The sequence below is a fragment of the Rhodothermales bacterium genome (assembly GCA_040221055.1).
GTDB lineage: Bacteria > Bacteroidota > Rhodothermia > Rhodothermales > UBA10348 > 1-14-0-65-60-17.
The window spans coordinates 125934-148041 of record JAVJVN010000014.1 but is presented as its reverse complement, the minus strand read 5'-3'; the positions used below and the strand labels follow the sequence as shown (position 1 = coordinate 148041).

The window sequence follows — 22108 nt, the reverse complement described above, 5'->3', positions numbered from 1 at the left end:
ATAAATGGAAACGACGCGACGACTGAAAGATTGAATTTCATCTAAAAGGTGTCGCGGATGCCCGCGATGGGCTCGGGAGCGACACGCGCGTGTCGGAAAAAACGGAAGGTCAACAGGATGGCAGCGCTGGCCAGGCCGAGGACGAGCCCGACCCACAGCCCCTGCTCGCCGTATCCCATGGGAAAAGCGAGCACATATCCGGACGTCAAGCCGATGCCCCAATACGATATGACGGAAATGATCATGGGCATCCGCGTGTCCTTCAATCCCCGCAGGGCCCCCATGGCCGAGACCTGGATGCCGTCGACCACCTGGAAGACCGCAGCCACGGCCAGCAGCGAAACGGCCACGGTCACCACGTCGAAATTGGCGGGAGCCGAGAGATCCAGGTACAGCCCGACCACGGGACGGGGAATGATCCAGAACACGAGGGCGGCTCCGCTCATGAACACCGTACTGAGCACCATGCCCGTCAGGCCGGCCCGGACCATGCCGTCCCGATCCCGGCGCCCCACCGCCTGGCCCACGCGGACGGACGAGGCCATTCCAATGCCCAGAGGGACCATGAAGGTGAAGGCCGCACACTGGATGGCCACCTGATGGGCGGCCAACGCCGTTGTGGATATCCATCCCATCATCATGACCGTGGCCATGAAGAGGCTTGTTTCTACCCCCATGGACGCGCCGATCGGCCAGCCAATCCGGAACAATTCCTTGAAATAAGACGGATCGGGGCGGCCGAGCCGCGAGAAAATCCGGTAGGATGCAAACCCCTTTTCCCGGGCGACCACACCGAGCAGGACCAGAAAATTGATCCAGAAGACGCCGGTGGAGGCCCATCCGGTTCCGACCAGGCCCATGGCCGGAAACCCGAGGTGACCGTACATGAGCACCATGTTGAGCCCGACGTTGAGCACGACGCCGACGAGGGCGATGACGGTCACGGTCCGGGGCCGGGACACCGCCTCCATGAAACTCCGCAGGGCAACGAACCCCAGGAACGGGAAAATGCCCCACATGATGGCCCGCAGATAGGAGATGGCGCGACCAATGTTCTCCGGCGACTGCCCCAGCCATCCCAGCAGGACATCAGCATGCCAGATGATGAAAGAGGACACCACACCCAGGATTCCGGCCAACCACAGTCCCTGCCGGACGCTCCGCCCGATGGGATCCGCGTCGTCGGCGCCAAACGCCTGGGAAACCATGGGACCGACCGCCATCAGGATGCCCATGCAGAAAATCATGATGTTGAAGAACACCGTATTGCCGAGCGCCACGCCCGCGAGCGCCTCGGCCCCCAGGCGCCCCACCATCACCGTATCCACGAAACTCATGGAAATGTGGGCCAGCTGCGTGACCACGATGGGGATGGCCAGGGCCAATGTGGCCGGGATTTCCTTTCGGTAGGGGGACAGACGACGCATGGCACGGATAATACGGCATGCGGAGCCTACGACCGACCGCGCCGTATCTTGCGACGCGACATCCACCCTGTCTTCATGAGCCTGCCCTGCCTGCATGAGCGCCGGACCCATCCCTGATTCCCTGCCACCGGACGTGCCCGATCCGGATGTATCCGTTGTCATTGTCAATTACAACGTCCGGGACTTCCTGTCGCAGGCCGTACGGTCCGTGCAGACGGCCAGCCGGGACCTGTCCGTCGAGACCTGGGTAGTGGACAACAACTCCATTGACGGCAGTGTCGACATGCTTCGCGAGGATTTCCCGCGGGTGCACGTCATTGCCAACCGGGAAAACGTGGGATTCGGCGCCGCAAACAACCAGGCCATCCATGCCTCCGCGGGCCGCTATATCCTCATCCTGAATCCGGACACCATCCTGCAGGAGGATACCCTGACCGCTCTGGTTGCCTTCATGGACGCGCATCCGGAGACCGGCGCGGCAGGCTGCCAGATCCTGAATCCGGACGGGACCTTCGCCCCGGAAAGCCGCCGCTCCTTCCCCACCCCGGCGACCGCCTTCTACAGGATGACCGGGCTGAGCCGGCTTTTTCCGCGCAGTCCGCGATTCGGGCGATACAACCTGACGCACGTTCCCCGGGATCAGGTCACGGACGTCGATGCACTCAGCGGCAGTTGCATGATGGTGCGCCGGGAGGCCATCCGGCAGGCCGGTGCGTTCGACGAGGACTTTTTCATGTACGGGGAAGACCTGGATCTGTGTTTCCGCATCCAGAAAGCCGGTTGGCGCATTGTCTATACGCCCGACACCCAGATCATCCATTACAAGGGCGAGAGCACCAAGAAGGGGGACTTCCGCTATGTGAGGCTGTTCTACGGGGCCATGCTCCTGTTCATGGACAAGCACATGACCGGGCGCGGATCCCGGCCCCTGGCCCTGCTGCTGAAGGCCGGCATCATGATCCGCGCCGGCATGACGTTGTGCGGCAATACCATGCGGCGACTTTCCGCTCCATTGGCCGACGCCGCCCTGGTGATCGTGATCGTGTCGGCGGTCGGCGCCCTCCGGTTCTGGATGACCGATACGTCGTTTGCCGTCCGCTTCTTCCTGACGATTGCGCCGGCCTACGCATTGGCGACGGTCGCCGGTATCCTGCTGCTTGGCGGATACGACGCGCGCAGCCGGAACCACCTGCGGGCCGCGTTCCTCGGAACCGTACTCGGCTTCCTGATTGTGGGTACGCTCTCGTTCTTCATCCAGGACATCGCGTTCTCCCGGTGGGTCGTGGCCCTGTCCCTTCCGGTCGCCGCCGCCATCCTGGTGGCCGGCCGGGTGGTCCGGGCCGCCCGACAACGTGGATCGCGAAAGGCCCTTTTGGTGGGTGGGGCGGGCGAGGCGGAACGTTTGCGGCGCATGCTGGCCAGCCACCCGAGCCCGCCCTTCCGGTTGGAAGGGTATGTGTCCGATGACCGTTCGGGAGAAACGGACCTGGAGGAAACGCGTCCCGTGTCCCCGGCGCTGCCCCTGCTGGGCGGGATGTCCCAACTCCGGGACCTGGTCCGGCTGCGCGGATATACGGACATCGTGTTCGCGGCCCGGGACACCTCCAACCAGGCCATTTTCACGGCCATGCGCAACCTCCATGACCTGCGGGTCCACGTGCGCATGTTGAATGAGGGCGACGAACATGTCGTCGGCAAGTCCTCGGTCGCACACGTCTCCCTCGCCTCCCTCCAGGGCACCATGCCGGAAGTGGTATCCCTGCCGTCGGCGCGCGCGCGGCGACTCCGCCACCGGCTGATGGGGCTCGGCGTGTTGGCCGTCTGGCCGCTGTTGTGGCCGGTCGCCCGCCTCGCCCCCCGCTCGTCCCCGCTGCGCCGCCTGGTCGGCCTCCGGTCCGGATTGGTGGATGTGGTCCGGGGCCGTCTGGCGCTGGTCGGGTGCGCCCCGATTGACGCCGATCGCATCCCCCGGAACTGGGACGTGGCCTGCGCCCTGTTTCCCGTCATGAACACGAGCGCAAGCCGGGAGTTGGAACCGGACGAACGCTTGCGTGCGTACTGGTATTATGTGACCCACGCATCCATTGCCCTCGATCTGGAGATCATCGGCTCGCACCTGCGATATCACCCACCCACTGCTTGACCATGCCCAAATCCAAGAAGGATACCGTCCTCCTCGATTTCGAGAAGCCGCTCGCCGAACTGGAACAGAAACTCCAGGAAATGCGCATGCTGCGCAACGAGGATGCGCCGGCAGACCTGGCCGCAACCATCTCGGCGCTGGAAGCACGCGTGGACGAGCTCCGCACCTCCATCTACGAGAACCTGACCCGCTGGCAGCGGGTGCAGATCGCCCGGCATCCGGAACGTCCCTATACCCTGGACTACATTGAAGCCCTCACGGACGGATTCGTTGAACTCCACGGGGACCGGTTGTTCGGTGACGATCCCGCACTCGTCGGCGGATTCGCCACATTCAAGGGCAGTCGATACCAGGGGGAGGACCAATCCGTGGTCATCCTGGGCCACCAGAAGGGTCGGGATACGAAGAGCCGCAAATACCGCCGATTCGGCATGCCGAATCCGGAAGGCTACCGCAAGGCGCTCCGGCTCATGAAAATGGCGGCCAAGTTCAACAAGCCGGTCATCACGCTGCTCGATACGCCGGGTGCCTTCCCGGGCATGGAGGCCGAGGAACGCGGACAGGCCGAAGCCATCGCCCGGAATCTCCTGGAAATGGCCCGCTTGCCGGTCCCCGTCGTCGTCGTCGTCATCGGCGAGGGTGCGTCGGGCGGCGCATTGGGCATTGGTGTCGGAAACCGGATCCTCATGCTCGAGAACGCCTGGTATTCCGTCATTTCCCCCGAGAGCTGTTCATCCATCCTGTGGCGGTCGTGGGACTACAAGGAAGAGGCCGCCCGAGCGCTCAAGCTGACCGCGGCCGACCTCATCCAGGTCGGGGTGATCGATGAGATCATCAAGGAACCCCGCGGCGGTGCGCATCGCGACCCGGCCGCCACGTTCCAGTCCGTCGGTACGGCCATTGCGGCCAACCTGGCGCATCTGTCCGGGAAGGATCCGTCCGAGTTGATCGGGGACCGACTGGCAAAGTTCGATGCCATGGGCGTGTACAAGCCCGCTTGACCTGTGCCTGCCATGCCCGCTGACCGTCCGCCTGCAAATCCACTCAGCGCTCCACTGGCGCGTGTGGATCATACCCACCAACACCGCGTGCGCTTCCGGGAATGTGATCCCATGGGCGTGGTCTATCATGCGCATTGCATTGACTGGTTCGAGGCCGCCCGCACCGAGGGGTTGCGCACGTTGGGCCGGACCTACCGGGAAATGCAGGACGGCGGCACCAGCATGCCGGTCCTGGACCTGGGTGCATCCTATCTCCGGCCGTTGTACTACGACGATCTCATAGAAGTGGATGTAATGTGGACGCTGAATGATTCCCGTACGCGCATCCGTTTCGACTACCGCGTCCGACGGTCAGGCGACGAAACCATCTGCATTGGCGGTCACGTCACGCTGTGTTTCGTGGATGCGGGGCGCGGACGTCCCGTCCGCGCCCCTCAGGAACTCGTCGACCTCGTCGCGACGCCATGAATCTGCCCCCGTACCTGTCCATCGAAGAAATCGATGACCTGATTGGTCGCGCGCTGGCGGAGGACGTGGGCAGCGGTGATATCACCACGCGCGCCACCGTGCCCCCGGGCACCCGTGCGACCGGACAATTCGTCGCCAAGGAGCCCGGTACGTTGGCCGGCCTGGCCGTGGCGGAGCGCGTGTTCACCCACCTCTCCCCGGACATCCATATCGTCTGGGAGACCCCGACAGGCCAGCCCGTTGCTGACGGTGACACGCTTCCAGGTACGCCGTTCGGCCGGATTGAAGGCCCGGCCATTCCCATCCTCGAGGGCGAACGGCTCGTCCTCAACATCCTGCAGCGCATGAGCGGCACGGCCACCGCGACGGGCCGCTTCGTGGACCGGATAGCCGGGACGGGTGCGGCGCTGCTCGACACGCGGAAAACAGTACCGGGACTCCGGAAACTGGACAAATGGGCCGTCCTCCTTGGCGGTGGACAAAATCACCGGGTCGGTCTGTTCGACATGTTCCTCATCAAGGAGAACCACATCCTGGCGGCCGGGGGCATAGGTCCCGCCCTGGACCGCGCGCAGGCGGCGCGGCAGGCCGTCGCCAACGCATCGGCTGGCGCCATGTCTGCACCCGCCATCGAAATCGAAGTCACGTCCCTCGACGAACTGACCGAGGTCCTGGAGCATGGCGGTGCCGATCGCATCATGCTGGACAATTTTGCGACCCGAACCCCGGATGGTGTCGACACCGCCCGGCTCCGCGAAGCCATTGCTTGGATGGACCGGTACGCTGAACGACACGGCGGCCCGCGCCCCGAGACGGAGGCTTCCGGCAATGTGGATCTGGACACGGTCCGCCCGATCGCGGAGACCGGCGTGGACTTCATTTCGGTGGGTGCGCTGACCCACTCCGTGCGTGCCCTGGACATATCGCTCCTGCTGCGAACCCGAACGGCGTCCACAGAGAGTTGACACGCGCTGCATGAACCGCCGGCCGGGAGCATCGTACACATCTGTTCCTGTGCCGTGAGCTGCAATACCACGAGCCCTTCCGAGATCCAACCGATACCTCCATGCTCCAGGAGCAAAGCCGTCTGTTCCAACGCCTGCTGTTCTTTGCGGACGCGGTCCTCGTGACGGCGAGCTGGGTGTTGGCGTATTACACCCGGTTCGAGCTCTTTCCGATGCTGGATATCTTTCCGCTTCCGGAGTGGTTACCGCCCGGCAGGTACATGAGCTTCATCCCCTGGGTGCTCATCGTGACCATGAGCGTGTTCTGGGCATCGGGACTGTATGTGCCGGACCGGGCCCAACGGGCGACGACGCTCATCTACTCGGTCGTGAAGGCCATCATCCTGGGCGTCCTGGCCGTGGCGGCCACGCTCTCGTTCTATCGTGAACTCTACTTCTCGCGGCTGACGCTCGCGCTTTTCGGCCTGTACGTTCCCCTGTTCGTCGTGGGCATCCGCCTTACCCTGTACCTGGTCCTGCGCTCCGGTCGGCGTCACGGCAAATACCTGCGACGGGTGTTGATCGTCGGTGCCGGGCGCGTAGGACGGCGCCTCCGGGATGCGTTCGAACAGTACCCGTGGATGGGCTTCGAGACCGTAGGGTACCTGGACGACGAGAAAACGGGGCCGGACATCGCCGGCACGGTCGCCGACCTGCCCCGCCTGTTGGACGACGCCGAGACCGCCGGCGCACCCATCCAGTATGTGTATGTAGCCCTTCCGCTTACGGCGACAGAAAAGATCGAGGATGTCCTCAACCACACGTCGACGCGGCTTTCCCATGTCTGCCTGGTGCCGGACATCTTCGAATTCGACATCCTGAACAGCCGTGTGACCGACATCCATGGCATGCCGGTCATCCACCTGATGGACGAGGGCCCGATGGAATTCCGTCGTGCGGTCAAGCGCATGATCGACATGGCGTTTTCGCTGTTGGTCCTCGTGCTCCTGTCGCCCCTGCTCATCCTGATTGCCCTGGCCGTGAAGTTGACCTCACCGGGTCCCGTATTCTACCGCCAGGAACGCATGGGGCTGAACGGGAAGACCTTCAACATGCTGAAATTCCGCTCCATGCCCGTCGACGCCGAGCAGAAAACCGGGGCGGTCTGGGCCTCCCCCGGTGAAAAGCGGGCCACACCGGTCGGAGCCTTCCTCCGTCGGACATCGTTGGACGAACTCCCCCAGTTCATCAACGTGCTCAAAGGAGACATGTCGGTGGTCGGGCCGCGCCCGGAACGCCCGGTGTTCATCAACGAGTTCCGGGACCAGGTTCCGCGGTACATGCTCCGACACAAGATGAAGGCCGGCATCACGGGTTGGGCCCAGGTGAACGGATGGCGGGGCGACACGTCCATCGAGAAGCGCATTGAATTCGATCTGTACTACATCCAGCACTGGTCCCTCCGGCTCGACATCAAAATCATGCTGATGACCGTCTGGAAGGGCTTTGTCCACGAGAACGCATATTGATCCAGCTCCAGAACATATTCCTGGCCTTCGGCGGCCGCACCATCCTCGATGAAGTGTCCTGGTCGGTCCGGGAGCGACGCCTGATTGGCCTCGTCGGCCCCAATGGTGCCGGCAAGACCACATTGCTCCGTCTGATTTCGGGGGAAATCGCGCCCGATGGCGGCTCCCTGTCGTACGGTGGCTGGCGAGTGGGGTATCTCCGCCAGGACACCGAGGAGCGCCCGGCCGAGCGCACGGTCATTGAGGAAGCACTCCAGGCCTTCCAGGCCATCCAGAAGCTGGAGGATGAGGAGCACCGTCTGCTTCAGCGTCTGGAAGACCTGTCCGACCACACCAGCGACGCCTACATCCGCGCCATGGAGGCCTTCAATCGCGTCCATGAGGAATTGGTCGCCCGGGATGTCCACATGATCCGACCCCGCACGGAATCGGTGCTGTCGGGTCTGGGATTCTCCGAGGAGGATTTCGACCGGCCGCTGAATACGTTCTCCGGCGGGTGGCGCATGCGCGTGGCCCTGGCCCGACTGCTCCTGGACCAGCCCGACGTGCTGCTGCTGGACGAACCCACGAACCACCTGGACATCGAGAGCATCGCCTGGCTCGAAGTCTACCTGAAAACCTATCCGGGCACAGTCATCCTGGTTTCCCACGACCGTCGGTTCCTGGACCGGATGACGGACTGGACCGTGGAATTGTCGCAGGGGCACCTCACCGAATACGCCGGCAATTACACGTACTACCTGGGCGAGCGCGCCATCCGGCGGGAGCACCAGCGGGCGGCGTACGAGAACCAACAGAAATTCATCCAGGACACGGAGCGGTTCATTGAGCGCTTCCGGTCAAAGGCCAGCAAGGCAACGCAGGTCCAGAGCCGGGTCAAGTCACTGGAAAAACTGGAACGGATTCCGCCACCGCCACCCGACGAGGCACACATCCAGTTCCGGTTTCCGACGGCCCCCCGTTCCGGCAAGATCGTACTTACGCTGTCCCGTTTCTCGAAGACCTACCAATCCGATCAGGGCGCCGTGGAGGTCTTCCGCAACGCCGAGGGCTTCGCGATCGAGCGGGGACAGAAGATTGCCCTCATAGGCCGCAACGGAGCCGGAAAATCCACGCTGGCCCGCATGATCCTCGGGAAGGAGCCGTTCGATGGCGAGCGCACGGTCGGACACAACGTGGAAACCACCTTCTTCGCGCAGCACCAGGCCGAGTCCCTGAATCCGTCCCTGTCGGCGCTCGATTCCCTGCGGGAAATCGCCTACGATCGGAGCGAGACGGAACTGCGCTCCATCCTCGGCGCCTTCCTGTTCCGCGGGGACGACGTGTTCAAGCCCGTCCGCGTGCTTTCGGGAGGCGAACGGAGCCGGATTGCACTGGCCCGCACGCTCACATCACCCGCCAACCTGCTGGTGCTCGATGAGCCCACCAACCACCTTGACCTCCAGTCCATCCAGGTCCTGATCGAGGCACTTCGGCAATATTCCGGCACGTTCGTGCTCATTTCGCACGACCGTCACTTCCTTGACGCCGTAGCATCCACCGTCTGGCGCGTGGAAGACGGCCACATCGAACAATACGACGGATCGTATGCCGATTTCGAATGGAAAATGGAGCAGCGGCGTGCCCTCGCCGCGGCAGCGGACAGGACGCAGGACCAGGCCGATCGGAACCGTGCCGCAGCCCAGGCGGCATCCCGAACGGCCGCCCAATCGGGATCCCCGGGCTCGGGAAAACCCGCATCAACCGGCGGAGGCCCGAAGACCAAGGAGCAGAAGCGGTTGGAAGCCGAAGCCCGACAGCGCGAAGCCGATGCACGCAAGCGGAAGGGCTCGAAGTCGGCCGGCCTCAACGACTATCAACTCCAGAAACGCCACGACGAACTCGAAAAACAGATCATGGCCCTCGAAGCGCGCAAGGAGGAATTGGAGGCAGCACTGGCCGATCCCTCCCTGTTCGCCGATGCCGCGAAAGGCAAGTCGCTCATGGCGACCTATGAGCGGGTCCAGGCTGAGTTGAAACCATTGTACGAGGTTTGGGAAGATGTGGCAGAGGAAATTTCAGCGCGGGCCGTGTCGTCGTGACGATCGTTCTCTTCAGGGGATGATGCGCTCTGTGCCCCGGCTCGCGGCCATGCTCGCGGTCCTGGCCCTCTGCCCGGCTGTCACCCAAGCCCAGATGAGCCGCCTGGCGCCACCCGATACGTCGCGCGCCAACCATTTCGGTTCGTCCATCGGTCTCGACGGGTCGCTGGCGGTCATCGGAGCCCCGGGGAGTGCCGTTTGCGGTGAGAATTCCGGCGCGGCCTATCTGTATTCGCGCCAATCGGACGGTACATGGACCCTGCTGCAGGCACTCGCGCCTTCCGAATGCCAGCCCGGACATTTCTTCGGCAAGCGTGTGGCCATTTCCGACAGCGTCGCAGTCGTGGTATCCTACCGCCCCTTCTTCAGCGCGGCCACCTCGAATACGGTGCATGTATTCCGTCCCGGACCGGACGGCTATTGGCGACCTGTCCAGCACATCCGGCAGCCCGACGGAGACGGGTCGGGCGTCTTCGGCACGTCGCTCGCATTGGACGCCGGCCGACTGGTTGTCTCGACATCCGGCGACACGTCCACCGGTGCATACAGCGGTGTCGTTCATGTGTACGAGGAAGACGCCACAGGAGATTTCCGCCTGGCCCATACCGTACGTCCCCGCGTTCCGCCGAGTGTGGCCATTTCAGGATCGGAAGTCGCCCTGGATGGTGACCACATGGCCATCGCAGGATCGTCCTATGCCGGAGATCGTCCAGGAATCGTGAGCCTCTACGAGCGCTCGGCCACCGGCACGTGGGAGGAATCCGGGGTCATCCGGGGGGTCGATGCGTTTTTTCCCTCCATCGACCTGCACGGTGACCGGTTGGCGATCGGCGAAAACCGGGGTGGCCCGAATGGATCGGGGCGCGTCCGGATCCTGCAGCGACGCCCGGACAGTACCTGGTACGTGCAATCGACCGTGCTGCCCCGCACGCCGTTCCCGCATGGCGCATTCGGAACGCTGGTCCAGTTGGGCGAGCAACGCCTGGTAGCCGTCGGCTACGATGAACAGCTCGAGTTGGATGTCAATATTGACCGCATCGCGTACGTGTTCACGGAGACACAGGAGAGGGACTGGACGCAGAGCCAGGTCATCGATGTGGGCCGCTCCTCCTTCGCGACCGCCGTGGAAATGGAAGGCCGCATCATTTTCCTGGGCCAGACCTCCGATGATCTCCCGGGGCAGGTATGGGTCGCGCAGATCCGCTGAGCCAGGGGGTCAGAACCGCTTCGTATAGACGTGGCAATACGGCGTACCGCCGGACTTGGCATAGTAATCCTGATGATACGCCTCGGCTTCCCAGAAGGGCCCTGCCTCGGTAACCCGCGTGGCCACGTCGAGTCCGTTCACCCGCAGTTCGCGGATCAACCGCTCGGCCGTTTCGCGCTGCTCCTCATCCAGCCAGAAAATCTCGGATCGGTACTGCGTTCCGATGTCGGGCCCCTGCCGATTCACCTGCGTTGGGTCATGCGTCTCGAAAAACAGGCGGGCCAGTGCTTCATACGACGTTCTTGACGGATCGTACACCACCTCGACGGCTTCGGCATGACCGGTCCGACCGCCACACACTTCCCGGTACGAAGGGTTCGGCACCGACCCACCCGTATACCCGACCGTCGTCCGAAGGACGCCCGGGTGTTGCATCATGTAAAATTCAGTGCCCCAGAAACAGCCGGAGGCAAAAATGGCGCGTTGATGGTTCATTCGGCGTCAGGAGGCGTCTTCGTATCGTGAGCATGGTCGGCCGGTGCGAAATCCAGGGAGACGGAATTGACGCAGTGCCGGACGTTCTTCGGGGTGAACCGTTCTCCTTTGAAAACATGCCCGAGGTGCCCGCCACAACCGGCACACACGATTTCGGTGCGTCGTCCATCGGGATCGGCCCGGTGGACGATGGCACCAGGCACTTCGTCATCGAAGCTGGGCCATCCACAGCCGGAGTCAAACTTGTCCTGTGACCGGTACAGCGCGGCATTGCACCGGCGACATACGTATGTCCCGGCGTCCCTGTGCTCGTAGAACCGGCCGGAATAGGGCCGCTCCGTTCCCGCATGAACGATGACGCGTTCTTCCTCTGCGTTCAGTGCATTCCAGTCGTTTTTGCTCATGGCCGCTCTTGTTCGTTGGCGTGGAATGCAAACCCGTTCGGGGAACGAAGGATTCCTGACCGCATAGTTCTCCACCTCGGTCAGCCCCAACCAGATCAGCCCCATCACACGGAATGGTCCGGAATTGGATCGGTTCTTGCTGGAACCCGCAGGGAACACCACACTCGGAATTTCGCTCTGCCTCTATCAATTTGAGTCCCGAATGCATCGATTTCTATCTCTTGTCCTGCTGACCATCAGCTTTGCGATCGCCATTCCTGCCCAGGCACAGTCGCAACCGACCCCCCTGCACGTCACCGATGCTCTCATCCGGTCGCCGGAGGGCCAGGCGGCCCTGCAGGCATTCCGGGACATGCAGGAGTCGGGATTCCAGACGCTCCGCAAGTCCGGCGGCTCGTCCGCCTCTGTGGGTCAGGTCCAGACGTTCATTGTCAGACGACTCACGGACAACCAGACGGTTTCGGTTGATTTTACACTCACGCACGCGGAGGCGCTGTTCAACCTGTGGGTGGAAACCGCCCAGCTGGCACCCTCAGGCCCCGTCCAGCAGACCGACCTGGATGCACTTGCACGCGCCATCGGCTCTGAAACGCCAGCGGGATCGTTCAATCCCGACGCAGGCATCATGACCAACAACCAGGCCATTTTCGGCTTGCCGCCGAATGTAGACGGCGACGGAAAGACGGATATCCTGCTCCACGACGTTCTGGACAGCTACGATCCGAACGTGAGCGGATCCAGCGCTGTTTTCGGGTATTTCGACCCGAATGATCTGTCCAGATACAATTTCCGTGACATCGTCCACCTGGATGTCATGCCGGCCATGTACTCGGCTACCGGCGCCCCCCGACCCCAGACGCAGGTCCAGCAAACCCTCGCCCACGAATTCCAGCACCTGATTTTCTACAGCGCCCAGACCTCGGCAAATGAGACGTTCATCGACGAGGGGCTCGCCGAATGGGCCGAGGTCCAGAACGGGTACACTGCCCGTTCCATTACCTATCTGTCCACCGCCACGGAATGGAACCAGTCCATGCTGAACTGGCGCTTGCCGGGTGGGGGGCCCAACCAGAACGATTACCAACGGGCCGGACTGTTTACCAACTACCTGAGCGAACGCATTGGCGTCACGGCCACCGGCCGGTTCTCCCGTTCGTCCGGGCAGGGCGTGGGCAAGTACGTCACCGAGTTGAATGCACTGACAGGCGGTGCAGGTGCACAGACGTTGCGACTGTTCGTGCAGGGCTTCCACGTTGCGAACGCGGTCAACGATCTGACGATCTCCCCGGATTACGGCCATGCTGAAACCCAGTATGCGGCCGTCCGTGCCGACGGAATCCAGACCGTGGACGGACAGACCACGAACAGTTCGACCGGCTTGACGGGTTCCCTGAATCCGGGTGGCGTTCGTTACTTCCGCTGGACCGACGTGGGCGATTTCACCCTTGAAGTCCAGGCCGCGACCGGCAGTCAGGCCACCCGACTGGCACCCTTGGTCCTCTTCCTGGACCAGGACGGCTCCACCCGTATTGCCGAGACCGAAGCCAACAGCGAGGGAATTTTCGAGGCCGGGAATTTCTCCGAGGTGCTGCTCGTGCTTCCCCATGTCGACCTCACGTCAAGCGCTTCAGTGGATTGGACGGTGAACGCATCCTGGCAGGACATGTCCAGCGAGTTTTCGTTCACGGAAAGCCTGTACGATACGGGATCGAGGACCACTGACGTGGGGTACTTCACCCTCGGAACCACGTTTCCGGTCGATTCACGGATTGCCAATCGCTTCGAAACGCCAGCCGATATGCGCCTGGAAAGTGTGGACGTCGGGGTTTGGTACAAGGACATGTTTGAAGCAACGTCTTCAACAATCCGGAATTTCAGGCTTCGCCTGTTCAAGGCCCGGCCGCCCGTGGACGGGCGTATTTACCCGGGTGACGAAGTGTTGTCCCTGGATGTGACCGATACGTCCGTACCGGAATCCACCACCTTTACGTTCCACCGGGTCACCCTGTCGGACGAACAGTACGAAGTCGCGCTGAAAGACCTGGGGGCGACGTTTTTCGTAGGAATCGAGAATGCCGGTACGGATGACAATGACATCTACGTGGGGATGAGCAGCTATTCCGGTGACGACAACCCCGGCGTGCTATTCTTCCCGTTCAACGGTCCGGAGAATCCATACGCTTGGTCCCGATTCCAGGACATCAACATCGGTAATGGGCAGACGCTGGGCCACTTGGTGGCCCCCATCCGCGCCCGGTTCTCGGACCGACCCTTCTCGGTATCCACCGACCATTCGCCGTCCGAACTGCCGTCCACGGCCGTCCTGGATCAGAACTGGCCCAACCCGTTCAATCCCACAACGGCCATCTCCTTTGAGCTCGCACAGAGCGGGCCCGTCCGATTGACCGTACACGATCTGCTGGGCCGCGAAGTGGCCGTCCTGGTGGATGGTGTCCGCCCGGCCGGGCTCCATCAGGTCCGCTTCGACGCATCGGCTGAAGCGAGTGGCCTGTATCTCTACACGCTGGAAACCCCGACGTCCCGCCAGACGCGCCGGATGTTATTGGTCAAGTAGGATCAGCTCCCGGACCCGCATGTGGGCCCGGAGGCGTCCCTGCCAGTCGGCGGCGTAAACCGTGCCCGTTGCCCGGACACGCGCGGGCATCATCAACCGGTCGCGGTCCTCCGCGGACAGTTCAAGCACCCAGGAGTTGCGTTCGTCCGAGTTCAGTATGACCGCTGCGAACGGTTCTGCTCCGAACGAGTTGACCATCCCCTCCACGGTGATTTCAGGACCGGAGTGCTGACTTGAGCCCTGCGCTCCCGATGCGGATCTGGATTGAACGCAGCCGGACTGGAAGAACACGCCTGTTGCCAGAAGAACCATCAGGATCGGTATCGTGTAGAAGCGATTCATGGTCGGAAGGATGGATAAAAAGGACAACCCACGCATGATACGGGTCACGAAGAAGTGTAGTGCATCCAACGTAGAGCTCCGTCCGGTGTTCAACCGGGCGTTCCGTGCCGTATCCGGCCGGGCGTTCCGTACGGCAGCCCTGCTTGTGCTCGGGTTTGTGTCAACCTGGTCGGTGCAGGCCGCCTCCGTTCAGTTGTCTACCCTGCCCGCCATCGTCGCTGCGCAGGACCACTTCTGCGGCACCGACTCCCACTCGGACGCCGCTCACGCGCACGTCCGGTCGTTCCTGACGGCGCGGGCAGTCCGTGGCCCGTCCGTGCCGCTCTTCAAGTCGGGATCGCCTCCTGACGTTGGGGCGGAGCAGGACTTCCGCGTATTCGAGTCGGACAACTGGATGTCCCTCACCTTCCAGGCCGTCGACATCACGGCCGCGTACGTGCTGTGGGTGGAGACGGAGGAACTCGACAACGGGAACGTCACGAATGAGGAAATCGTGGCGCTGCGCGGCCACCTGTTGGAGTCGACGCCGTCCGGAAGTGTCGAGCCCGGGCAGGGCATTTTGGAGAACATCCACAGTCGGTTCGGGCTTCCGCCGAATGTGGACGGTGACGGCCTGGTGGATATTTTGGTGTACGACATCGGGCGGGGCCCCTCCAATACGCTGGGATATGTCCACAGCGCCGACGTTAATCCGGATGCCCCACCGGGCGTGGGAAACGGCCGGGATATCCTGTATCTGGATTCCGACCGGGGAACGGCCAACCTGACCACCCTCGCCGCCATTGCCGCCCATGAGTACACGCATCTTGTCCATCTTTCCTACGGCTGGGACACCACGTTCCTGAACGAGGGATACGCCGAGTATGCCATGGTCATGAACGGGTATTTCTGGCGCAACATCACGTTTCTGAACCAGCAAACGGAATACCAACGGACGCTCATGGACTGGCGCGACGGAGGCGGTCCGGGCGCCGTGGACTACGAGCGGGCCGGGCTGTTCGTTACCTACCTGGCCAACCTGGTGGGTCCGGACGGGGTCGGCCAGATGCTGAAGGGTCCCAACATGAAGGGACCGAAAGGCATTGATTCTGTCCTCACGATGCACGGCGATTCGTTTGCCAATGCCCTCCAGGATTACCACGCCGCCAATCTGTTCAACGACCGCTCCCTGGGGGAGCGCTTCGGATACGCCGAGCCGGGCCGATCGGCCCTCCGGATTTCATTGGCCGACCAGGTCATTGACGGTGAGAATCCCAACATCGTGAACGGCGAAGGGGCTCCGGGCACCGTAAGCAGCGGTCAGTCCGTCAACTCGGGAGCCGTCCGTTATTTCAGGTGGGCAGACGTGGCCGACTTTTCATTCACGTTCGAAACCCCGGGCTGGCGTGGTTTTCCGGGGCCGTTCCAACAGCAGCAACGTGAAACCCTTTATGCAAGGAATCGCGTGCGGCTCGTTTTCGAACCCATGGATGGCGGTCCGCTGGCGTTCCAGGATGTCATGCCGGGCACGGGCTTCCAGGATTTCCCCGGCGTGTACGCGTCCGTTACCGCCATTTTTTCGCACTTGAACCCGGAAGCCGTCCCGGGTGACCAGATCGAATTCGAAGCCCTCTGGACCCGTCCGTCCACCATCGTGACAGACGTGGAACATACCCCGGTGCCACCGTCCGACCTGGCCATTTGGCCGAATCCCGTGTCGGCAGGGGCCTCCATCAACATCAGCCTGCCCGTTCAATCGCCCGGTGTTTACCGCGTCGACCTGGTCGATATCCTGGGCCGTGTCCACGACCGGTCCTCACTGGGGTACCTGGAAGCCGGACGGAACATCGCCACCATCCACGGTGGCTCCTGGTCGACCGGAACCTGGTTCATTCGTATTTCCGGACCCGACTACCAGACCACGCGTCGGATTACCGTCCTGCGCTGAAGACGCACCGAAGGCAGAGGCATGGTGACGTCAATCCGTCCTGGGTGTCCGTGACTCGAGCACGCCGGGTTTTGCCGGCGCCAGTTCAGGAAACGCGCCCCGGATGAGTTCGGCCGTCTCGAAGGCTTTTGCACTGTTGTGCTTGCCAACCAGCGATTTGTAATTGAAAATATCGATGATGGGGCCAATCAAACAGAACCCGACGGTCACCAGGTACAGAAAGCCCATTCCGATCTGCCCGAGATAGAACCGGTTGAGGCCCGCCACACCAATGAAGGCCACGGCAGTCAACAGCAGGGTCGTCGATTCGTCCTTCCTGCGTTGCCGATACACGTGGGCAAAGTGTTCGGCCTGCTCTTCTGTCATGTCGGTCAGGAGCCGTGCCACGGTAACCTGCTCATCCCCATCCAACTCGGGCAGATACTTGATTACTTTGGACATGTCGTTCGGTATACATTGTGAATGAGTGAACCACTCCGGACCAGCAACCCGGAAACCACGAAAGGCGATGCCCAGTGCGAAGCGATTGCCAGCAGCCACTCGCCGCGGGCAAGGAAACCGATGGCATGACCGAGCCCCTCACCTGGACAGAACGGGAATCCGAGGGCATCGATCAGGCACAGGTCCAACCACGCCGGTGCCCATGGGTCGGAAGCTGCCATGAGGGTCAGTCCTGCCAGCCACAGGCCTGCCTCCAGGATCTGACCTCGTTCGGTACGTGTTTTCATGAAAGGAAGAAACAACAGAACAGCCGCTCATTCAAGCGGTCCTGCACCGACACACGGTTGCCCGTCGTGTTGGCGGACCCGAACATGCTTCCTATATTGCACCGCATCCTGTCACCGTAAACGCCCACGCACATGCCTTACGTCGTAACTGAAGCCTGCATCAACTGCAAACACACGGATTGTGTTGAAGTCTGCCCGGTGGATTGTTTTTACGAGGGACCGAACTTCCTCGTCATCCACCCGGATGAGTGCATTGACTGCAATGCGTGCGTACCGGTCTGTCCGGTCGAGGCTATTTACGCGGACGATGAGCTTCCAGAGGAAATGAGCCACTACACGGAGTGGAACGCCTACCTCTCTAAACAATGGGCCGATCTCGGCAAGAATATCACGGAAAAGAAAGACCCACTCCCCGATGCCGAAGAGTGGGCCACACGTGAGAAGTCGGAGCAGGATATCCTGACGTGGGAATCCGACGACTGATCAATCTTCGTCGACCACTTCGAGCAGTGCGCGCTCGCCCATGGCGACCGAGGTCAGGCTTTTGACATCGACCTCGAACTCCACTTCGTTCGCCGAAACCTTCCCGGACCGGTTCTTCTTGTATGCCGTTCCGCTGAATGTGACTGAATCGGCGGCGTGGAGCTCTTCCAGCTTCTCAGACGCATCCTCTGCCGCGAAAAATACACCTTGGTATTGATCGCCGAAAGCCGTCCTTTTCCGGAACAGATATCCTGTCCCTTCAATGTCCCCGAGTTGTGCGTCCTGGTGCTGATATAAGGCCATCTGACCGTTCCTCCGTATTCTGGTACAACCTAAACATATGATTGTACGGGATTTGCGGTCCTGACGTTCCCGACCCCTCCACATAAGCCGGTCATTGACGGACGATGGTCCGGGTCAGGAATCGGCCTTCGGCCTCCAAACGGACAACATAAACGCCGGACGCCAGGCGACTGCCATCCAGCGTGGCCCGGTGCGTCCCCGCCGGAAACGGGCCGTCCGCAAGGATCATGACCCGCCGGCCCAGCATGTCATAAACGGCAACCCTGGTATCGACATCCGTGTCCAGGGACCAGGTGATTTCCGCTGCGGTCCTGAACGGATTCGGGTACGCCGTGTCCAGTGCGAATGCAGTTGGAAGCTCGAACTCAGCCTCTTCCGTTTCGGCCACCAGCGTCAGTGCGCGTACGTACCACTCCGACGTCGAAGGAGCGTCCTGCGCGTCCTCAACATACAGGAACCGGATCCAGACCCGCTGTCCCGGATACTGTGTCATATCAAACCGATCTTCGCTGCTGGGGCGGATGCCCCGATAACCGGACATACCGGACAGAGGATGGGCCTCGGACAGACGCATGGGCCCGGGATATCCCCCTTCCGGTACCAGCGGTGTCCACGTCATTCCGTCATCCAGCGATACCTGTACCACGCCACCCGAACCCGCCGGGAAGTCATGGGCGTGCTCCAGCCGCAGTTCCGATGCGCCACTGTTGGACGGAACCAGAATGGGCATGATGTTCAGCGAGGCCCGATCTCCGGCCACGTCTCGTCCGCGGACGACCCATGTACCGTTTTCCGCCTCTGACCATCCGGAGAATGCCGCTGCAGCCGCCAGGAGTGGCCGCTCCTGCTGCAACACCACGGTTGAAGTAATCCAGGAATCCACCGATGGGATGACGGTCTCGTTCCCCCAGGGATCCTGCAGACGCAAACGGATATCCACCCGCTCTCCAGGCTCAGGCGTTGTTGCCAGGACCAGCGGGGCCGAGAAACCGACGAGGGATGCGGGATCCTGCCACAATCGGTGGGAGGTCAGGGCCCCACCCTGCCGAACATCCATATAGGCATCCGTGACACCTGCGTCGTCGCGCGCGACCAGCGTGATGATGGGCGTAATGAGGGCCCCATCCATCAATCCAATCCGTTCGGGCACGGACCAGGTGGTCACTTCGGGAGGGACGGCATCTGCGGGGAGTTCCGACCAGAACCGGACGTCGGTCACCCGGAATCCATCAGGGACCGGTTCCGAATTCCCGTTGTCGGTTCCGACCACGAACTTTACCCGGACGTCGGAACCGGTCGGAACCGGATGCGCCGCAAACCGCCAACCATGGGTGGAACCCCCGAAGGATGGCTGGCCGCCCAGCGGATTTCCCGTTCCCGATGCAACCACGGTGGGGTAGCCTTCGGCCGGGGTCGACGTCTCCCATGGCCCGTCGCCACGGGCTGCCTGCACCTGCAGCCCATCGAAGGCTTGTCCGGGGCCACCCGTGAGGGGGTCAATCGGGCCCGACGCTTCGGCATCGACCCTGTACCAGTACGTAAGCCAAGCCTCCTCAACACGGTCCAGCCGGATGGATGGAAGGGTCAATGCATGCAACCCGGCCACGTCGGTCGACGGTATCCCATACGTCCATGAGCCAACTGTCCCTTCTTCCGGAACAACAAACGGTACCGCATTCGCCGATTCAAGGGTCCATGCACCTGTGGTCGTCACGGTCGGGGCGACGAGTCCAATACGGCGCAAGAGGCCCGACGCACTGATGGAGAACGAGTGCCACGGAGTCTCGGACTTGTTCGGACTGGCCGCCCGGTCCCACGCCGTGACACGGTAGGAGACGACGGCATCCTTGCGCATGACAGAGAAGGGCACCGGAAAAGCAGCGGACCAATGGACACCGTCTTCGACGAGAAGGAAGCTGCCCTCCGCCAGCGGCGTTCCCTCTGCCGCTGCGATGGTGTATTCCACTTCAACCCGATCCACTCCGAAAAGGTCGCTGGCCGAAACGTTCACGACCTCAGGCCAGGACACCAGATTGCCCGACGTGAGCGGCGTGTGCTGCAATGTCGGTGGAGTCGTATCAACACCCACCAGGAACGAGAACTGCTCGCTTGGCGCCGAGGCGGGCAGCGTGGAAACACCCCCTGCGGCATCGGTTACCCGGAACCAATACTGGATGGTATCCGATTCGGTGGGCAGGCCCAGTTCGACGCGGTACGATCCGGTGCCGTCGGACCCCATATCCAGCTGCTGCTCGCCGAGCCGTGTGCCCGAAGCCATGAGTACCACAGACTGTGGCGCGCTGGCCCCCGTAATCACATCCAGGACCACGTCAACAGACGGTGTCCCCACCTCGGTATTCGGAACCGCCTCGTGTTGCAACACCGGGCCCCACGACGACGCATCCACGAGACCTCTGGGGTCAAAAATCGAAAGAAGGACACCCACGTGCGCCGCATCGAAAAAATCCACATCCGCCTGCAGAATGGCTTCCGCAGCCTGGGCAAACGTGAGCGGTGCGGTCAGATAGGCGTGCGAATGCAATACCAGTCGATCGGTGACATCGCGCCCGAGCACGTCCTGGACCTCCATGAGTGTCGTAGCCAGCAGGCGTCCGTCGTTGTGCGGGCTGCATGAGCCGGGGGACACGTTGTCTGAACACGTATCGGCCGGATAGGTACCGGCGTGGTCCATGGTCCGGCCGGACCAGATGGTGCCGTCTCCACTGTCCCATTTGAACAACCGTCGCCAATCCTGGCGTGCCGCGGCACCACTTTCCACCAGTGCGCGGGCCTGGGAGGCCGTCCAGTAGTCCGACCAGCCCTCATGGACCGCAATGCCTTCCAGCGTCGCGCTGAGACCCGGTGCGGCCGCCTCGAGCAGGGCGTGTCCGTACTCGTGCCAGATAACCGTCGCATCCTCGGCGTCGTCCACACCGCCGAGCCCGAACATCAACCTGTTGAGTGATGGCAAATAAAAGGAGTCGTCCCGTGTTACGGCACGCGGATGAACGGAAAGGGGGGCATTCTGCCGATCCATGAACCCCAGCGACTGCAGATAGCGCTGATTCGCATCCAGGTGGTAGTAGGCCATGACGGCTTCAAAGTGCTCGTCCGAACGCGTATACCGGAATCCCGTCGGGTTGCTCAGCGCCGGAGGCGTGTAGGCCATACCGCCGCCCGTCTGCGAACCGTCGATTCGTACGTACGGGCCTTCCAGAACGTATTTGCCCTCCGCATTGGTGGACAGATCCCTCAGGACAACCTCCCGCAATTCGCCGTCCAGGAACGGATTTGCCGCATCGGACGCATCCACCCAGGGCGCGCCGTAGGAGGCTCCGGATGTTACGAGCGGGTTGGGATCAAAAACCGTCCCGACGCCATCGGCCGTCGACCGACTTGTGGTGGAACCGTGGTCCGTCGATTTGTGCCGGAGCGCCCGGTCCTCGGCCAGGAGGACGCGACCCGTGCGTGCATCGACCAGGACCTGCCACTCCGCCGGTTCATGATCCGGCCAGACCAGCACGTCCCACACCAACACGGGTTCACCGGATGCACCTGCGGCACCGCCCGTCCCAGGCAGGAATACGGACAAGACCGCCGTCCCTGTCGTTGCTCCACCCGGCGAGATGTGCATACGGGCGGACTGTTCAGCCTCAGCCCCCGAAACAACCGGGAAGGCATCGAACGTGTCGTCGTCCTTCGACGGCTTGGCGAAACCACTGGATACGAACCGGATCCGGCCCCTCAGATCCGTGCTTACCCTCGCCCAGCGACCGACCACCGGCAAACCGGCATAAACCTGCCGGTACGTCGTATGGGACGTGCGCAGTGTTTGCACCCGGCCCGCCACCACTCGGTGCTCGTCGTCCAGTGCCAGGCTCCGGGCAGCCGCAGCCGAAGCCGAAGCCGCAGCCGAAGCAGGCCCCTTCCGGGGCTTCACATCCGGAAACAGCGCGTTTTCAATGGGTCCACGCTCCTGTTGTCCAAGCACCGGTGTTGCAGCGACGCCGAAAAGAACCAGGACGACAAGAGCACGGAATATCCAGCGCAT

18 protein-coding genes are annotated in these 22108 nt (G+C 62.4%); 10 read left to right on the top strand and 8 right to left on the bottom strand.

What is annotated here, in order from left to right; all coding sequences use genetic code 11:
- Positions 1-41 precede the first annotated feature (41 nt).
- Positions 42-1427, bottom strand: coding sequence for an MATE family efflux transporter (locus RIE53_08285; GenBank protein MEQ9104680.1), 1386 nt, complete (start codon positions 1425-1427; stop codon positions 42-44).
- 94 nt (positions 1428-1521) lie between these two features.
- On the opposite strand from RIE53_08285, the gene RIE53_08280 reads away from it, so the two are divergent.
- From RIE53_08280 to RIE53_08250, 7 genes are all read left to right on the top strand, one after another.
- Positions 1522-3570 (top strand): glycosyltransferase, encoded by a 2049-nt coding sequence (locus RIE53_08280; GenBank protein ID MEQ9104679.1) that lies wholly within the window; start codon positions 1522-1524, stop codon positions 3568-3570.
- Between the two features lie 2 nt (positions 3571-3572).
- Positions 3573-4571 (top strand): acetyl-CoA carboxylase carboxyltransferase subunit alpha, encoded by a 999-nt coding sequence (locus RIE53_08275; GenBank protein MEQ9104678.1) that lies wholly within the window; start codon positions 3573-3575, stop codon positions 4569-4571.
- Positions 4572-4583: 12 nt separating this feature from the next.
- Positions 4584-5039 carry a thioesterase family protein gene (locus RIE53_08270; GenBank protein ID MEQ9104677.1) on the top strand — a complete coding sequence of 152 codons (456 nt, stop codon included), beginning with the start codon at positions 4584-4586 and terminating at the stop codon, positions 5037-5039.
- Positions 5036-6004 carry a carboxylating nicotinate-nucleotide diphosphorylase gene (gene nadC, locus RIE53_08265; protein MEQ9104676.1) on the top strand — a complete coding sequence of 323 codons (969 nt, stop codon included), beginning with the start codon at positions 5036-5038 and terminating at the stop codon, positions 6002-6004. Before RIE53_08270 ends, nadC begins: the two co-directional genes overlap by 4 nt.
- 101 nt (positions 6005-6105) lie before the next feature.
- A complete protein-coding gene (locus RIE53_08260) occupies positions 6106-7512 on the top strand; it encodes an undecaprenyl-phosphate glucose phosphotransferase (GenBank protein MEQ9104675.1) in 1407 nt (468 codons plus the stop codon).
- Positions 7509-9593: an ABC-F family ATP-binding cassette domain-containing protein gene (locus tag RIE53_08255; GenBank protein ID MEQ9104674.1), complete on the top strand. Its 2085-nt coding sequence runs from the start codon at positions 7509-7511 to the stop codon at positions 9591-9593. Before RIE53_08260 ends, RIE53_08255 begins: the two co-directional genes overlap by 4 nt.
- A 49-nt stretch (positions 9594-9642) precedes the next feature.
- Positions 9643-10800 carry a hypothetical protein gene (locus RIE53_08250; protein ID MEQ9104673.1) on the top strand — a complete coding sequence of 386 codons (1158 nt, stop codon included), beginning with the start codon at positions 9643-9645 and terminating at the stop codon, positions 10798-10800.
- Positions 10801-10809: 9 nt separating this feature from the next.
- Here the strand turns inward: RIE53_08250 and msrA are convergent, their stop codons facing one another.
- The gene (gene msrA / locus RIE53_08245; protein ID MEQ9104672.1) at positions 10810-11295 is read right to left on the bottom strand and encodes a peptide-methionine (S)-S-oxide reductase MsrA; all 486 of its coding nucleotides are present in this window, start codon (positions 11293-11295) and stop codon (positions 10810-10812) included.
- Positions 11292-11699 carry a methionine-R-sulfoxide reductase gene (locus tag RIE53_08240; protein MEQ9104671.1) on the bottom strand — a complete coding sequence of 136 codons (408 nt, stop codon included), beginning with the start codon at positions 11697-11699 and terminating at the stop codon, positions 11292-11294. Before RIE53_08240 ends, msrA begins: the two co-directional genes overlap by 4 nt.
- Before the next feature lie 202 nt (positions 11700-11901).
- Between RIE53_08240 and RIE53_08235 the strand changes: the two genes are divergently transcribed.
- The gene (locus RIE53_08235; GenBank protein MEQ9104670.1) at positions 11902-14274 is read left to right on the top strand and encodes a T9SS type A sorting domain-containing protein; all 2373 of its coding nucleotides are present in this window, start codon (positions 11902-11904) and stop codon (positions 14272-14274) included.
- Here RIE53_08235 and RIE53_08230 read toward each other — a convergent pair.
- Positions 14260-14616, bottom strand: coding sequence for a hypothetical protein (locus RIE53_08230; GenBank protein ID MEQ9104669.1), 357 nt, complete (start codon positions 14614-14616; stop codon positions 14260-14262). The two genes, RIE53_08235 and RIE53_08230, sit on opposite strands and share 15 nt — an antisense overlap.
- Positions 14617-14650: 34 nt before the next feature.
- Here RIE53_08230 and RIE53_08225 point away from each other — a divergent pair, with 34 nt between their 5' ends.
- A complete protein-coding gene (locus tag RIE53_08225) occupies positions 14651-16543 on the top strand; it encodes a T9SS type A sorting domain-containing protein (protein ID MEQ9104668.1) in 1893 nt (630 codons plus the stop codon).
- A gap of 30 nt (positions 16544-16573) precedes the next feature.
- On the opposite strand, the gene RIE53_08220 is transcribed toward RIE53_08225, so the two are convergent.
- Positions 16574-16984 carry a TM2 domain-containing protein gene (locus tag RIE53_08220; GenBank protein ID MEQ9104667.1) on the bottom strand — a complete coding sequence of 137 codons (411 nt, stop codon included), beginning with the start codon at positions 16982-16984 and terminating at the stop codon, positions 16574-16576.
- Positions 16972-17271, bottom strand: a complete 300-nt coding sequence (locus RIE53_08215) for a DUF2752 domain-containing protein (protein ID MEQ9104666.1) — start codon at positions 17269-17271, stop codon at positions 16972-16974. The genes RIE53_08220 and RIE53_08215 overlap by 13 nt, the downstream gene beginning before the upstream one ends.
- A gap of 132 nt (positions 17272-17403) precedes the next feature.
- Here RIE53_08215 and RIE53_08210 point away from each other — a divergent pair, with 132 nt between their 5' ends.
- The gene (locus tag RIE53_08210) at positions 17404-17754 is read left to right on the top strand and encodes a ferredoxin family protein (GenBank protein ID MEQ9104665.1); all 351 of its coding nucleotides are present in this window, start codon (positions 17404-17406) and stop codon (positions 17752-17754) included.
- Here RIE53_08210 and RIE53_08205 read toward each other — a convergent pair whose 3' ends face one another.
- Both RIE53_08205 and RIE53_08200 read right to left on the bottom strand, forming a co-directional pair.
- Complete coding sequence (locus tag RIE53_08205; GenBank protein ID MEQ9104664.1) at positions 17755-18057, bottom strand: hypothetical protein; 303 nt, start codon at positions 18055-18057, stop codon at positions 17755-17757.
- A 91-nt stretch (positions 18058-18148) separates the two neighbouring features.
- Positions 18149-22108 carry a T9SS type A sorting domain-containing protein gene (locus tag RIE53_08200; GenBank protein ID MEQ9104663.1) on the bottom strand — a complete coding sequence of 1320 codons (3960 nt, stop codon included), beginning with the start codon at positions 22106-22108 and terminating at the stop codon, positions 18149-18151.